General features: G+C 71.8%; 13 protein-coding genes and 1 pseudogene. 6 read left to right on the top strand and 8 right to left on the bottom strand.

Features of this window, described 5'->3' with window-relative positions:
• Positions 1–56: 56 nt before the first annotated feature.
• Together V1633_RS23095 and V1633_RS23090 are read right to left on the bottom strand one after the other, a co-directional pair.
• The gene (locus tag V1633_RS23095; protein WP_407952084.1) at positions 57–371 is read right to left on the bottom strand and encodes a hypothetical protein; all 315 of its coding nucleotides are present in this window, start codon (positions 369–371) and stop codon (positions 57–59) included.
• 220 nt (positions 372–591) lie between these two features.
• Positions 592–1,479, bottom strand: a complete 888-nt coding sequence (locus V1633_RS23090) for a L,D-transpeptidase family protein (RefSeq protein ID WP_331216482.1) — start codon at positions 1,477–1,479, stop codon at positions 592–594.
• A 148-nt stretch (positions 1,480–1,627) separates the two neighbouring features.
• On the opposite strand from V1633_RS23090, the gene V1633_RS23085 reads away from it, so the two are divergent.
• Entirely contained in the window at positions 1,628–3,307 is a 1,680-nt protein-coding gene (locus V1633_RS23085) for a DNA repair helicase XPB (RefSeq protein WP_331216481.1), read from the top strand.
• Positions 3,308–3,364: 57 nt separating this feature from the next.
• Here V1633_RS23085 and ligD (V1633_RS23080) read toward each other — a convergent pair whose 3' ends face one another.
• Both ligD (V1633_RS23080) and ligD (V1633_RS23075) read right to left on the bottom strand, forming a co-directional pair.
• Positions 3,365–4,285 carry a non-homologous end-joining DNA ligase gene (ligD, locus tag V1633_RS23080; protein ID WP_331216480.1) on the bottom strand — a complete coding sequence of 307 codons (921 nt, stop codon included), beginning with the start codon at positions 4,283–4,285 and terminating at the stop codon, positions 3,365–3,367.
• Positions 4,286–4,320: 35 nt separating this feature from the next.
• Positions 4,321–5,280, bottom strand: a complete 960-nt coding sequence (ligD, locus tag V1633_RS23075; protein ID WP_331216479.1) for a non-homologous end-joining DNA ligase — start codon at positions 5,278–5,280, stop codon at positions 4,321–4,323.
• A 170-nt stretch (positions 5,281–5,450) separates the two neighbouring features.
• Between ligD (V1633_RS23075) and ku the strand changes: the two genes are divergently transcribed.
• On the top strand, positions 5,451–6,509 hold the full coding sequence (gene ku / locus V1633_RS23070) for a non-homologous end joining protein Ku (RefSeq protein WP_331216478.1): 1,059 nt from the start codon (positions 5,451–5,453) through the stop codon (positions 6,507–6,509).
• 122 nt (positions 6,510–6,631) lie between these two features.
• Here ku and V1633_RS23065 read toward each other — a convergent pair whose 3' ends face one another.
• Positions 6,632–7,564 carry a DUF5995 family protein gene (locus V1633_RS23065; protein ID WP_331216477.1) on the bottom strand — a complete coding sequence of 311 codons (933 nt, stop codon included), beginning with the start codon at positions 7,562–7,564 and terminating at the stop codon, positions 6,632–6,634.
• Between the two features lie 124 nt (positions 7,565–7,688).
• Positions 7,689–8,258 (bottom strand): dihydrofolate reductase family protein, encoded by a 570-nt coding sequence (locus V1633_RS23060; protein ID WP_331216476.1) that lies wholly within the window; start codon positions 8,256–8,258, stop codon positions 7,689–7,691.
• Positions 8,259–8,367: 109 nt separating this feature from the next.
• On the opposite strand from V1633_RS23060, the gene V1633_RS23055 reads away from it, so the two are divergent.
• The 3 genes and pseudogenes from V1633_RS23055 (at position 8,368) to V1633_RS23045 (ending at position 10,028) form a co-directional block, all read left to right on the top strand.
• Positions 8,368–8,943 carry a TetR/AcrR family transcriptional regulator gene (locus V1633_RS23055; protein ID WP_331216475.1) on the top strand — a complete coding sequence of 192 codons (576 nt, stop codon included), beginning with the start codon at positions 8,368–8,370 and terminating at the stop codon, positions 8,941–8,943.
• Between the two features lie 56 nt (positions 8,944–8,999).
• Positions 9,000–9,656 (top strand): annotated as a pseudogene (locus V1633_RS23050) (HAD family hydrolase); the annotation flags it as partial.
• Positions 9,654–10,028, top strand: coding sequence for an Mth938-like domain-containing protein (locus tag V1633_RS23045; protein ID WP_331216534.1), 375 nt, complete (start codon positions 9,654–9,656; stop codon positions 10,026–10,028). The pseudogene V1633_RS23050 and the gene V1633_RS23045, both read left to right, overlap by 3 nt.
• A 12-nt stretch (positions 10,029–10,040) precedes the next feature.
• Here V1633_RS23045 and V1633_RS23040 read toward each other — a convergent pair whose 3' ends face one another.
• Complete coding sequence (locus tag V1633_RS23040) at positions 10,041–11,012, bottom strand: quinone oxidoreductase family protein (protein ID WP_331216474.1); 972 nt, start codon at positions 11,010–11,012, stop codon at positions 10,041–10,043.
• Between the two features lie 58 nt (positions 11,013–11,070).
• On the bottom strand, positions 11,071–11,499 hold the full coding sequence (locus V1633_RS23035) for a winged helix-turn-helix transcriptional regulator (RefSeq protein WP_331216473.1): 429 nt from the start codon (positions 11,497–11,499) through the stop codon (positions 11,071–11,073).
• 75 nt (positions 11,500–11,574) lie between these two features.
• On the opposite strand from V1633_RS23035, the gene V1633_RS23030 reads away from it, so the two are divergent.
• Positions 11,575–12,417, top strand: a complete 843-nt coding sequence (locus V1633_RS23030) for an SDR family NAD(P)-dependent oxidoreductase (RefSeq protein WP_331216472.1) — start codon at positions 11,575–11,577, stop codon at positions 12,415–12,417.
• The last annotated feature ends 140 nt before the right edge of the window (positions 12,418–12,557 follow it).

Here is a 12,557-nt window from a genome sequence, read left to right as displayed (position 1 = left end):
TTAGGAAGGGCCCCTTCCCATACAAGAAGCGATAGGAAGGGGCCCTTCCTAACGGCTCAGGGGCGGCGGTTGCGTCGTACCGTGCCGATCACGGAGACGATCAGCAGCAGGGTGAAGGCGGCGCCGAGCCCCTCGCCGAGCGATTCGACGAACCCCTGCTGCTGCACCAGCCAGCCGAAGAGCACCCAGATCGCCAGCAGCACCGCGACCGTGGCGTACGCCAGCACCGTGACCAGCGACACCGGTTCCGGCGGCGTGACGGGGTCGGTGGACGGGACGGCGGCCGGGGGCAGCGTGCCTGCGGTCGACGGATCGACCGGAGGGGCGGCCGGAGGATCTGTCTCGGGTCGCACCTCGCCGTCAACCGTCATCTGGCGCCCTCCCACCGGTTCGTTCCCCGTCCAGACTCGCATCCACCCGCCGGTTGCGACAGGGCATGGCGGGTAATAGTGCCCGCGTGCCGGGGCCGCCGGCCCAGGTGCCTGGGAACGGGTCGCCGGCCCGGGTCCCCCGGGAACGGGCCGCCGGCCCAGAGGTGCCAGGGGAGGCAACGGGCGGCCGGCCCGGGTGCCCCGGGAACGGGCGGCCGGGTCAGGTGCCGGGGCGGCGGCCGATGACGTGGACCCGGGTGCCGACCTTGCCGAGTTCCCAGAGCCGGCGGGCGTCGCTCGGGAGCAGGTTGACGCAGCCGTGCGAGCCGATCGACTTGTCGTGCAGGTAGGTGGTGGTCTGATGGAAGCCGATCCCGCCGACGAAACGCTGCCAGTACGGCAGCCACACCTCGTACGGGTCCGACCACTCCTTCACGTTCCGGAAGTTGATTCTGTACGTCCCGGACGGGGTCGCGTACCCCGACATGCCGGTACGGGTGACCGTCGGCGGGACGACCACCCGACCGTCCCGGATCGCCCAGACGGTCTGCCGGGTCAGGTCGACGCAGAACGTCGTACCGGAACCGGCCCGGCACCGGTCGGTGTCGGTCTCGGCCAGTCGGCGGGCGACGTCGGCGGTGGTCGGGCCGGCCCGGCCGTGCGCAGGCCGGATGTCGTACCGGCGCTGGAACCTCTTGATCGCCTCGCAGTCGGCGGCCGACTGCCGGCCGTCGACGGTGACCCTGCCGAAACCGCCGAGTTGGGCGAGGTGCCGCTCGACCTCGCGCTGCCGCTCGCCCTGCGGGCAGCCGGACGGCGGCTTCGAGGTCGGGGTCCGGGTCGGGGCCGGTGGCCGGGTGGTCGTCGCGGTCGGCGAAGGCTCGCCCTTCTTCCGGTCCGAGTCGTTCTTCTCCTGGTCCGAGTCGTCCTTCTTCCGGTCCGGCGTGGGCGGCGCGCTCGCCCCCGTTGCGTCCTCCACGTCACCGGCCGGCCGGAGCCCGCCGGCTCCCGACTGGTCGGTCTGCGGATCAAACGCGCACGCACCGACGCCGAACAGGGTGACCGCCACCAGAGCGACAAGACGGGTGCCGAAATGTGCGGATACCATCTGGTCCTCCCCAGAAGCCGTCGAGAGCTAGACGCACGGGAGTACCGGTTCGGTTGCGCCGGGTGAAGAAATTTTCCGCCCTGTTTTCCGAGTGCAACACTGGAGGGTCGGCGCGGGGGCGTCCGACCTGCGACGGAAGGATGTCGATGTGAGCGGCGGACCACTGATCGTGCAATCGGACAAGACCCTGCTGCTGGAGATCGACCACCCCGACGCGAAGGACTGCCGGATGGCCATCGCCCCCTTCGCCGAGCTGGAACGCTCGCCGGAGCACGTGCACACCTACCGGCTGACCCCGCTCGGGCTCTGGAACGCGCGGGCCGCCGGGCACGACGCCGAGGGCGTGGTCGACGCCCTGCTGAAGTTCTCCCGCTACCCGGTGCCGCACGCCCTGCTGGTCGACGTCGCCGAGACCATGGACCGGTACGGGCGGCTGCAACTCGTCGCCCACCCGACCCACGGCTTGGTGCTGCACGCCCTGGACCGGCTGGTGCTGATCGAGGTCGCCAAGAGCAAGAAGCTCGCCGGCATGCTCGGCGGCAAGGTCGACGACGACACGATGATCGTGCACCCGTCCGAGCGCGGCCGGCTCAAGCAGGCGCTGCTCAAGCTCGGCTGGCCGGCCGAGGACCTGGCCGGGTACGTCGACGGCGAGGCGCACGCGATCGACCTCGACACCGCCGCCACCGACGGACGACCCGGCTGGGAGCTGCGGTCGTACCAGCGGGAGGCGGTGGAGCAGTTCTGGGCCGGCGGGTCGGGCGTGGTGGTGCTGCCCTGCGGTGCGGGCAAGACGCTTGTCGGTGCCGCCGCGATGGCGGAGGCGAAGGCGACCACCCTGATCCTGGTCACCAACACCGTCGCCGGCCGGCAGTGGAAGCGGGAACTTGTCGCCCGCACCTCGCTGACCGAGGAGGAGATCGGCGAGTACTCCGGAGAACGTAAGGAGATCCGGCCGGTCACCATCGCGACGTACCAGGTGCTGACCGCCCGGCGCGGCGGCGCCTTCACCCACCTGGACCTGTTCAACGCCCGGGACTGGGGACTGGTGATCTACGACGAGGTGCACCTACTGCCGGCGCCGATCTTCCGGTTCACCGCCGACCTGCAGGCCCGCCGCCGGCTCGGCCTGACCGCCACCCTGGTCCGGGAGGACGGCCGGGAGGGCGACGTCTTCTCGCTGATCGGCCCGAAGCGGTACGACGCGCCGTGGAAGGACATCGAGGCGCAGGGCTGGATCGCCCCGGCCGAGTGTGTCGAGGTACGGGTCACCCTGACCGACGCCGAACGGATGACGTACGCGGTCGCCGAGCCGGAGGAGCGCTACCGGGTGGCCGCGACGGCCCGGACCAAACTGCCGGTGGTCCGGGCCCTGGTGCGGCGGCACGCCGGCGACCAGGTGCTGGTCATCGGCGGCTACATCGACCAGCTGCACGAGTTGGGCGAGACCCTCGACGCGCCGATCGTGCAGGGTTCGACGACGAACAAGGAGCGGGAACGGCTCTTCGACGCGTTCCGCGCCGGTGAGCTGCGTACCCTGGTCATCTCCAAGGTCGGCAACTTCTCCATCGACCTGCCGGAGGCGGCGGTGGCGATCCAGGTCTCCGGCACCTTCGGCTCCCGGCAGGAGGAGGCGCAGCGGCTCGGCCGGGTGCTCCGGCCCAAGGCGGACCGCCGGCAGGCGCACTTCTACACCGTGGTCTCCCGGGACACCATCGACACCGAGTACGCCGCCCACCGGCAGCGCTTCCTCGCCGAGCAGGGATACGCGTACACGATCGTCGACGCCGACGACGTACTCGGGCCGCCGCTGCCGAGCGTCGACTGACCAGGGTCACCCCGGTCGGCGGGGCGAGAGCGGGCTGGCGGGCGAGAGCGGGCCGGCTCAGCGGGACGGGAGTTCCGGGCCGTGGTCGAGGAGGTCGATCAGCAGGTCGCCGTACTCCTCGATCCGGTCCAGCACCTCGGCGGCGGGGAACTGGCGGACGGCGCCCGCCTCCCCGTCGGCCGCGGCCTCCACCTCGGCCCAGGTGACCGGGGTGGAGACCGACGGGTTCGGCTGGGCCCGCAGCGAGTACGCCGTCACCGTCGTCTTCGCCGCGTTGTTCTGGCTCCAGTCGATGAAGATCTTGCCGGGGCGGAGCCGTTTCGCCATCTGAGCGGTGATCAACTTCGGTGCCTCGCGGGCGAGTTCCTCGGCGACCCGGTGGGCGTAGCCGGAGACGACATCCGCCGACTGCCGTCCGGAGACCGGGCAGCAGAGCTGCATCCCCTTCTTGCCGGAGGTCTTCGGATAGCTGGCGATGCCGTCGGCGGCGAGGCGTTCCCGGAGCAGCAGCGCCACCCCGCAGCACTCGACCAGCCCGGCCGGGGCACCCGGGTCCAGGTCCATCACCATCAGGTCCGGGTCGGCGCCGACCTGCCACTGCGGGGTGTGCAACTCCAGGGCGGCGAGGTTGGCCAGCCAGACCAGGGTCGGCAGGTCGTCACAGACGACGTAGTCGAGCATCTCCCGGCCCTTGGTGGAGCCGGGCGCGGGCAGGGTCTCCAGGCGTACCCAGTCCGGGGTGCCGGCCGGGGCGTTCTTCTCGAAGAAGGAGTTGCCGTCGACGCCGTTCGGGTAGCGGATCCGGGTCAGCGGCCGGTTCCGCAGGTGCGGCAGCAGCGCGTTCGAGATCCGGGTGTAGTAGTCGATCACCTCACCCTTGGTGAACCCGGACGCCGGGTACAGCACCTTGTCCAGATTGGACAGCTCCAGGTCACGTCCGTCGACCTCGACCCGGACCACCCGCCGCTCAGCCGGCATCGCTGACCTCCCGTCCGGCAGGGAACACGGTGCGCTCAACCGGCATCGTCGACCTCCGCCGCCGTCTTGTCGGTACGCAACCGGCGGATCCGGGGAAACCGCAGCCGGCCGTCCGGGGTCCGCTGGCCGTACTTCACCTCCACCACGACCTCAGGTCGTACCCAGATCGCGCCCCGGGCATCCTCCCGGGGTACCCGATCGACGAACGGGGACGCCGCCGCCCGCAGCGGCTCCAGGACGGCCAGCAACTCCCGCTCGATCGCCGCGCCGATCCCGCCGCCGACCCGGCCCCGGTAGACCAGGCCGCCGTCCGGCGCCGGCACCCCGACCAGCAGGCCACCGATCCGGCGTACGCCGGGACGCCAGCCACCCACCACGAAGTCGGCGGTGATCTCCAGTTTCACCTTGACCCAGTCCGGTGACCGGACGCCGGGGCGGTAGGCCGAGTCGAACCGTTTGGCGACCACGCCCTCCAGGCCGTGCTCACTGGCGGCCTGGTAGGTGGCGACGCCGTCGGGAAAGACCGGCGGCACCGCCCAGCGGCTCCCGGCGAGCCCGAGTTCCTCCAGCGCCGCCCGCCGTCGCCGGTACGGCCACCCGGTCAGATCCTCCCCGTCCCGGCGCAACAGGTCGAAGATCATGTACGTCACCGGCAGGCTCGCCGCCAGCCGGGCGGCCCGGTTCGGCTCCCGCACGTGCATCCGCTCGGCGAGGGCGGTGAACGACGGCTGCCCGCTCTCGGTCAGCACCACCACCTCGCCGTCGAGTACCGCCCCGGCCAGTCCCCGTTCGGTGAGCTGCGCGCCGAGCGGCGCGAGTTCGGGATACGCGGCGGTGATCTGGACCCCGGAGCGGGCGTACAGCCGCAGTTCGCCGGGGCCCGCGAAGTCGCCGATCGCCCGGACCCCGTCCCACTTGAACTCATGCCCCCAGCCGGGGCCTGTGGGCAGCTCCCCGGTGCTGGCGAGCATCGGCTTGACCGGCGGGCCGGGCACGATCCTCACTCTAGGACCACACCGAAAGCCTCGCGTGGCGATTCGATCGATGCGATTCTGGTCCACAACGGCAGTGTTCGGTACGCCGTGGACGGGTAGTACCGGCTGGTCAAGGGGGTTCTTTCACTCGGTCGGGTGAATCTGGCGCCCGGATGGGGGTAGGTGCGGTCATGCGGGCTATCTGGCGCGGCGCGGTCTCGTTCGGGCTGGTCTCCATCGGGGTCCGGGTCTACTCGGCGACCGAGGAGAAGGACATCCGCTTCCACCAGGTGCACCGCACCGACGGCGGCCGGATCAAGTACAAGCGGGTCTGCTCGGTCGACGGCGAGGAGGTCAGCTACGACGACATCGCCAAGGGGTACGACATCGGCGGTGGCGAGATGGTCATCCTCACCGACGAGGACTTCGCCGAGCTGCCGTTGAGCACCTCGCACGCGATCGACGTACTGGAGTTCGTGCCGGCGGAGCAGGTCGACCCGATCCTCTACAACAAGGCGTACTTCCTGGAGCCGGAGAGCGCCGCGACCAAGCCGTACGTGCTGTTGCGGGACGCGCTGACCGACTCGGAGCGGGTGGCCATCGTCAAGGTGGCGCTGCGGCAGCGTGAACAGCTCGCCACGTTGCGGGTCCGCGAGGGTGTGCTGCTGCTCAACACGATGCTCTGGCCCGACGAGATCCGCCAGCCGGGCTTCGGCTTCCTCGACGAGAAGATCACCGTACGGCCGCCGGAGCTGGCGATGGCGAGTTCACTGATCGACTCGATGGCCGGCGAGTTCGAGCCGGACGTCTTCACCGACGACTACCGGGCCGCGCTGCAGGAGGTCATCGACGCCAAGGTGGAGGGGCGGCAGGTGGTGCAGCCGGAGGAGGTCGAGGAGGCGCCGGCGGCCGCGATCGACCTGATGGCCGCGCTGCGCGCCTCGGTGGACCGGGCCCGGGCGGCCAGGGGCGAGGCGCCGGCCGGCGGCGGGGCCGGCAAACCGACCCCGATCTCGGCGGCGAAGTCGGCGAAGCAGGCCGCCGCTGCGAAGAAGGCCGGGGAGAAGAAGGCGCCGGCGAAGAAGGCGGTCGGCGAGTCCGGCGGTGGAGGCGGCGCGGCGAAGAAGACCGCCGCGAAGAAGACCGGCGCTGCGGCGAAGTCGGGGGGCGCGGCGAAGTCCGGTGCCAAGAAGGCCGCCCCGGCGAAGAAGAGCACCGCCGCGAAGAAGACCGCCCGCAAGTCGGCCTGACCCGCTGCGGTCCGGCGTCGCCGGCTGCCACCCACGGTCCGGCGTAGCCGCCGGTCAACGAGGCCGGGTTGTCGCCGTGCCCGGTGCCGGGTCACGGCGCCAACCGTTCGGTCGGGGAGGGCTCAGTACGCCGGCGGCACCCCGAACGGGTACGCCACCGGCGGCGGGTCGGCGTGGTGCGCCGCGCAGTGGGCGGCCCGGGGGCCCGGGCCGGTGAGTGGCGGCAGGTAGCTGGTCAGCGTCGCCAGTCCGGCGGCGGTCGCCACCGCGCTGGACTCGATGTCGAACTCCACGATCGCCCGGGTGAACGGGTTGCGGGCGTTGGTCAGTCGTACCGCGTTCCGCCAGGCCTGCTCACGCCAGCTGACGAGCAACCCGAGAACCACCTCCGGTGGGATGCCGACGTCGAAGCCGTCCGGGTCGTACCGGGCGATCAGTTCGGCGAGCAGCGGGTCCACCAGTTCGGCGAGGATCTGGTTGACCCGGTCGTGGTCGGGCTTGCGGCTGGTGCCGTCCGGCCTGGTCAGGCCGACCTGCGCCAGGACGTACGGCAGGTCGCGGTTGATGTGCGCGCTCATGCCCAGCATCAGGTCGCCGGCGCCGGTGAGCCGGCGGTCCCGGGCCGCGTCGAGGGCGGCGAGCCAGGCTGCCGGTACCGCCGAACGCCGGCCGGCGGCCCAGTCGTCGTACGCCCGGTAGTAGTACTCGGCGAAGAGCGCGCCTTCCCGGTTGACCCACCGGTTGTCGGTGAAGATCCCCTGGTCGCGTCCCCACTTGAAGCCCTGGGTGGTACGCAGGTACGCCAGGGTGAAGGTGGTGTGGTGGGCGCAGGCCCGGCCGAGGCCGGCGAACCGTTCGCCCAGCTCGCTGATGGTGCCGTCGACACACTCGGCGCCGCCCTCCGGGCAGGTCTCCGGTACCTCGACGGCCCGGACCACCGACGCCGACGACGGCGTGGGAGACGGGTCGGCGTACCCGGGTGGGGCGACCGCGACGACGCCGACCGTTGCCGACGCGGCCGCCACCAGAGCTCGGATCCCGATCAGTCTTCGCATCTCAGCCCCCTGTTGACAATGATCGACACCAATGTCGAACATCATCTCGGACCTGAGTGAACAGTCAGTAATCTTGGTCCGATACCCGACTGAGTCCGGCACCGGCGGCCGGCCCGACTCCGGTTCACATCCGGGTGTAGGTGCTGATGGTGACGCCCTCGGCGAAGCTGCGGCTGTCGGTCGGCGCGAACCGGACCGGTCCGAAGGCGGCGTCGAACATCGGGATGCCGGCGCCGGCGACGATCGGGCTCCGCTTGACGATCAGTTCGTCGATCTGGTCCAGCAGCGCGCCGGCGAGCTTTCCGCCGCCGACCAGCCAGATGCCGCCGCCGTCACGCCGCTTCAGGTCCCGGACGAAGCCGGCGGGATCGCTGGCGACGATCTCCACCTCAGGATCGGTCGAGGTCAGGGTGGTCGAGAAGACGTACTGGCGCAGTTGCGGGTACGGGCTGGTGACACCGATCTCCAGTGCGGGCTCGTACGTCCCGCGCCCCATCACCAGGGTGTCGAACCGCTTGTTGGGCACCCCGGTCAGGCCCAGCGGCTCCCGGGCGTGCCCGGGAATCGTCTCGGGGAATTCGGTGAGGATCTCCGCCGCGAACTCCCCCTCGAACGGGAAGAAGTCGAACTCCCCGTTTGGGCCGGCGATGAAGCCGTCCAGGGTGACCGCGACGTAGTAGGTCAGTTTTCGCATGCGGTTCCGATCATCAGGCTTAGCACTCCGGATGAAGTACTGTACTTGCAGTGATTTGAAGTTAGTACTGTACTTGCAGTGGTGTCAAGTGACCTACCTGGAGACCGCCATGCGCCAGAACCCTGCCCGCCGCACCGCGCTGCTCGACGCCGCCATCGAGGTCCTCGCCCGGGAGGGGTCACGCGGGCTGACCCTGCGGGCCGTCGACACCGAGGCGGGCGTACCCACCGGCACCGCGTCCAACTACTTCGCCAACCGGGCACAGCTGCTGGGGCAGGTGCTGGGGCGGACCCGCGAACGACTCACCCCGGACCCGGCCGACATGGCCGAAACCATGGCCGCCCCGCCCGACCACGCCCTGGTCCGTACGCTGATGCGGCAGCTCGTCGAGCGGATGCGCCGGGAGCGCAGTGTCCACCTGGCCATGTTGGAACTGCGCCTGGAGGCGACCCGACGCCCCGAACTGCACACCGAGCTGGCCCGCTTCTCCGCCGAGGAGTTGGAGAGCAACGTACGGTTCCACCTCGACGCCGGGCTGCCCGGTGGGCGTACCGGGGTGGTGCTGCTCTACCTCGCCATGCTCGGGCTGATCATCGACGACCTCACCGTGCCCGACCTGCTGGCGCCGTACCCGCTCGACGAACTGATCGGGACCATGGTGGACCGCCTCCTGCCGGACGCCTGACCGGCCGGGAGGTGTCGCGACGCGGGTCGGGCCGGCGCCCTGAACCGCACCGGCCGATGAGGCAGGATGGAACCGTGGTGGACGCGGTGATCTTTGACCTGGACGGCGTGCTGGTGGACTCCGAGCCGGTCTGGGAACGCGTCCGCCGACGGTACGTCGACACCCGGGGCGGCCGGTGGCAGCCCGACACCCAGCGCCGGCTGATGGGGATGAGCACCGGCGAATGGGCCGCCTACCTGCACGACGAGCTGGGCGTGGCCGGCCCGCCGGAGCAGATCGCCACCGACGTGGTCGAGGAGATGGCCGACGAGTACCGGCAGCACCTGCCGGTCATCGACGGTGCCGTCGAGGTGGTCCGTCGACTCGCCGGCCACTGGCCGCTCGGCCTGGCCAGTTCCTCACCGACCCGGCTGATCGAGGTCGCGCTGGCCGCCACCGGACTGACCGACGCGTTCCGGGTGACCCTCTCCACCGAGGAGGTGCCCCGGGGCAAACCGGCCCCGGACGTCTACCTCACGGTCGCCGGGCGGCTCGGCGTACCGGCCGGCCGGTGCGTCGCGGTCGAGGACTCCAGCAACGGGGTACGGTCGGCCGCCGCCGCCGGGATGCGGGTGGTGGCGGTGCCGCACGGGTCGTACCCGCTGGACCCGGATGCCGAACAGCTCGCCGCGCTGATCATCGGCGACATCACCGAACTGACCGAGGAGAACGTGCCGCCGGCCCGGTCGCCCCGGATCGTCGAGATCTCCTGGGGCCGGATGGTGGTCGACGAGGTCGGCGAGGGCAAGGACTTCAAGCTCTGGCCGGGCGGCGGCCGGCCGTGGGACTGGACCGAGACCGGCACCCGGCACGAGCCGGGCATCCAGCCCGCCGACGTCGAGGAACTGCTCGCCAACGGGGCCACCCGGGTGGTGCTCGCCGAGGGCTTCGAGGGACAGCTGCGGGTCGACCCGGCCACCCTGCGCTTCCTGGCGGAACGCGGCGTCGAGGTGCAGGTCGCCCGGACCGACCAGGCGGTCGAGATCTACCACACCCTGGCCGTCGCGGCGGAACCCGTCGGCGCGCTCATCCACTCCACCTGTTGAACCGGCCCGGCCTCACTCCGGCAGCAGCAGCACCTTGCCGGTGGTACGCCGCCCCTCCAGGTCGGCGTGTGCCCGGGACACGTCGCTGAGCGGGTACGTCCCGCCGACCCGTACGGTCAGCCGCCCCTCGGCGACCCAGCCGAACACGTCGGCGGCCCGCTTGAGCAGCTCGTCCCGGGTGGCGATGTGCGCCGGCAGACTCGGCCGGGTCAGATAGAGCGACCCGCCGGCGGCGAGCCGCGCGGTGTCGAACGGTGGCACGTCCCCACTGGACGCGCCGTAGAAGACCAGCAGGCCCCGGCGACGCAACGCGGCCAGGCTGTGGTCGAAGGTGGTCCGGCCGACGCCGTCGTACACCACCGCCGCGCCGGCTCCCCCGGTGACCTCGCGGACCACGTCGAGGAAGGTGTCGTACCGGGCGACGTGGTCGGCGCCGGCCTGGCGGGCCAGATCGCCCTTCCTGTCGGTCGAGGTCGTGCCGATCACGGTGCCGCCGCGCAGCTTGACCAACTGGGTCAGGAGCAGCCCGACCCCACCGGCCGCCGCGTGCACGACCACCGGATCGCCGCTCGCCACCGGGTAGCTGGTGTGCGACAGGTAGTGCGCGGTCATCCCCTGCAGCATCACCGCCGCCGCGTTCCTGGGATCGACCTGCGGCGGCACCGGCACCGCCCGGTCGGCCGGCACGGCGATCCGGGTGGCGTAACTGCCCGGTACGTCGGCCCAGGCGACCCGGTCCCCCTCGGCGAAGCCCTCCACGTCCGGCCCGACCGCCAGTACCGTGCCAACGCCCTCCTGGCCGGGCACCGCCGGCAACTCGCCGCCGTACGGCGGGGTTCCCTGGCGTTGGTAGACGTCGGCGAAGTTGACCCCGGCGGCGCTGACGTCGACCAGGAGCTGGCCGGGACCGGGCTCCGGATCGGGGACCTCCACGACCTCCAGGACCTCCGGTCCGCCGTTCCGTCGCATCAGCACTGCCCGCATGGGCCCATCCTCGCCGCCGGGTCACCTCCGCACCGGCTTTCCGGCGATCAGCACCGGATCAGGGGGCGGGCGACCCCGCGTCGTGCTGGGCCCGGGCCGCCTCGATGACGGGCTGGTGGGCCACCGCCCACTCGCCGAGCGCGAGCACCAGCGGCAACAGCGAACGCGCCAGGTCGGTCGGGGCGTACTCCACCCGGGCGGCGACGCCGGGGCGGGCGGTCCGGCTGGCCAGCCCGTCCCGGACCAGGTTCCGCAGCGTACGGGTCAACATCCGCCGGCTCAGCCCGGGCACCGCGCGGTCCAGCTCGTTGAAGCCGTACGGGCGCTGGCTGAGCAGGGCGAGCACCAGCAGGCTCCACTTGTCGCCGACCCGCTGCAGGACGTCCTTCGCCGAGCAGGCCGCCCGGTCGGCAGGGGTGACCGGAACCCGGATCGCGACACCCGCCGCTGTCGCCGTACCCGGGGAGTCGCCGTGCTCAGGGGACATTGATGTGCCTTCTTTCGCCGTCCGCCGTCTCGCCGAAGGATCAGCGTATCCACAGTGCGGCGGAGGGGACGACGGATGAGAACCGTGGTGATCACGGGTGGTACCGGTGGCATCGGTCGGGAGCTGGCCCGGCGGCTGCTCGCCTCCGGCGACCGGGTGGTCGCGGTGGGCAGCGGCGCCGCCCGGGGTGCCGCCCTGCGGGCCGACGCGGCCCGACTGGCGGCCGAGGATCGGCTCGACCTCCACCAGGTCGACCTGGGTTCGGTGGCCGCGACGAGGGGGTTCGCCGAGGAGCTGCGCCGCCGGTACGACGTCGTCGACGCCCTGGTCCTCGGCGCCTTTCGTTACCACCCCGGCCGGACCGAGACCGGCGAGGGTTTCGAACGGACCTTCGCGCTCTACGTCCTGAACCGGTTTCTCCTGCCCGAGTTGCTGCGGGAGCCGCTGGCCCGGGCGACCCGGCCGGTGATCCTGAACCTCTGCGGGACGGGTGGTCCGCCGGCCGGCCGGATCCACTGGGACGATCTTCAACTGCGACGGCGGTACGGCGGCCTCCGGGCCACCATGCAGGGCGCCCGGGCGAACGACCTGCTCGGCGTCGCCTTCGCCGCCCGGTACGCGCACACCACCATCCGGTACGTGCTCTACAACCCGCTCTTTGTCGACACCGGACTGGCCGAGCCGTTCCGGCAACCGGTCCGGACCCTGGTCAGGGTCATGGCGAGGCTTTTCGCCGCCCGGGTCGAGCAGGCGGTTCCGCCGCTGCTCGACCTGTTGGCCGAGCCGCCCACCCGGCCCCTGACCGCCCTGCGCCGGGGCAGTCCGGTCGATCTGGCCCGGCCCGGTTTCGACCCGCACAGCGCGCAGCGGTTGTACGGCGTCCTCGGCGAGCTCACCGCCGCCCACCTGCCGGGCTGACCGGTCCGCCTCCGGCCGGCCGGTCGACCCGCCGCGTCCCGGGCGGGCGGCTGTCGGCTATCCGTCAGGGTCGTCCCGGCCCACCCTGGGTACGACTTCCCGGGGGGTCAGCTCGGCCCGTCCGACCCTGCGGATCCGGG

The sequence above is a fragment of the Plantactinospora sonchi genome, assembly GCF_036422035.1.
Classification (GTDB): Bacteria; Actinomycetota; Actinomycetes; order Mycobacteriales; family Micromonosporaceae; genus Plantactinospora; species Plantactinospora sonchi.
This window is presented reverse-complemented; position numbering and strand designations above follow the sequence as displayed.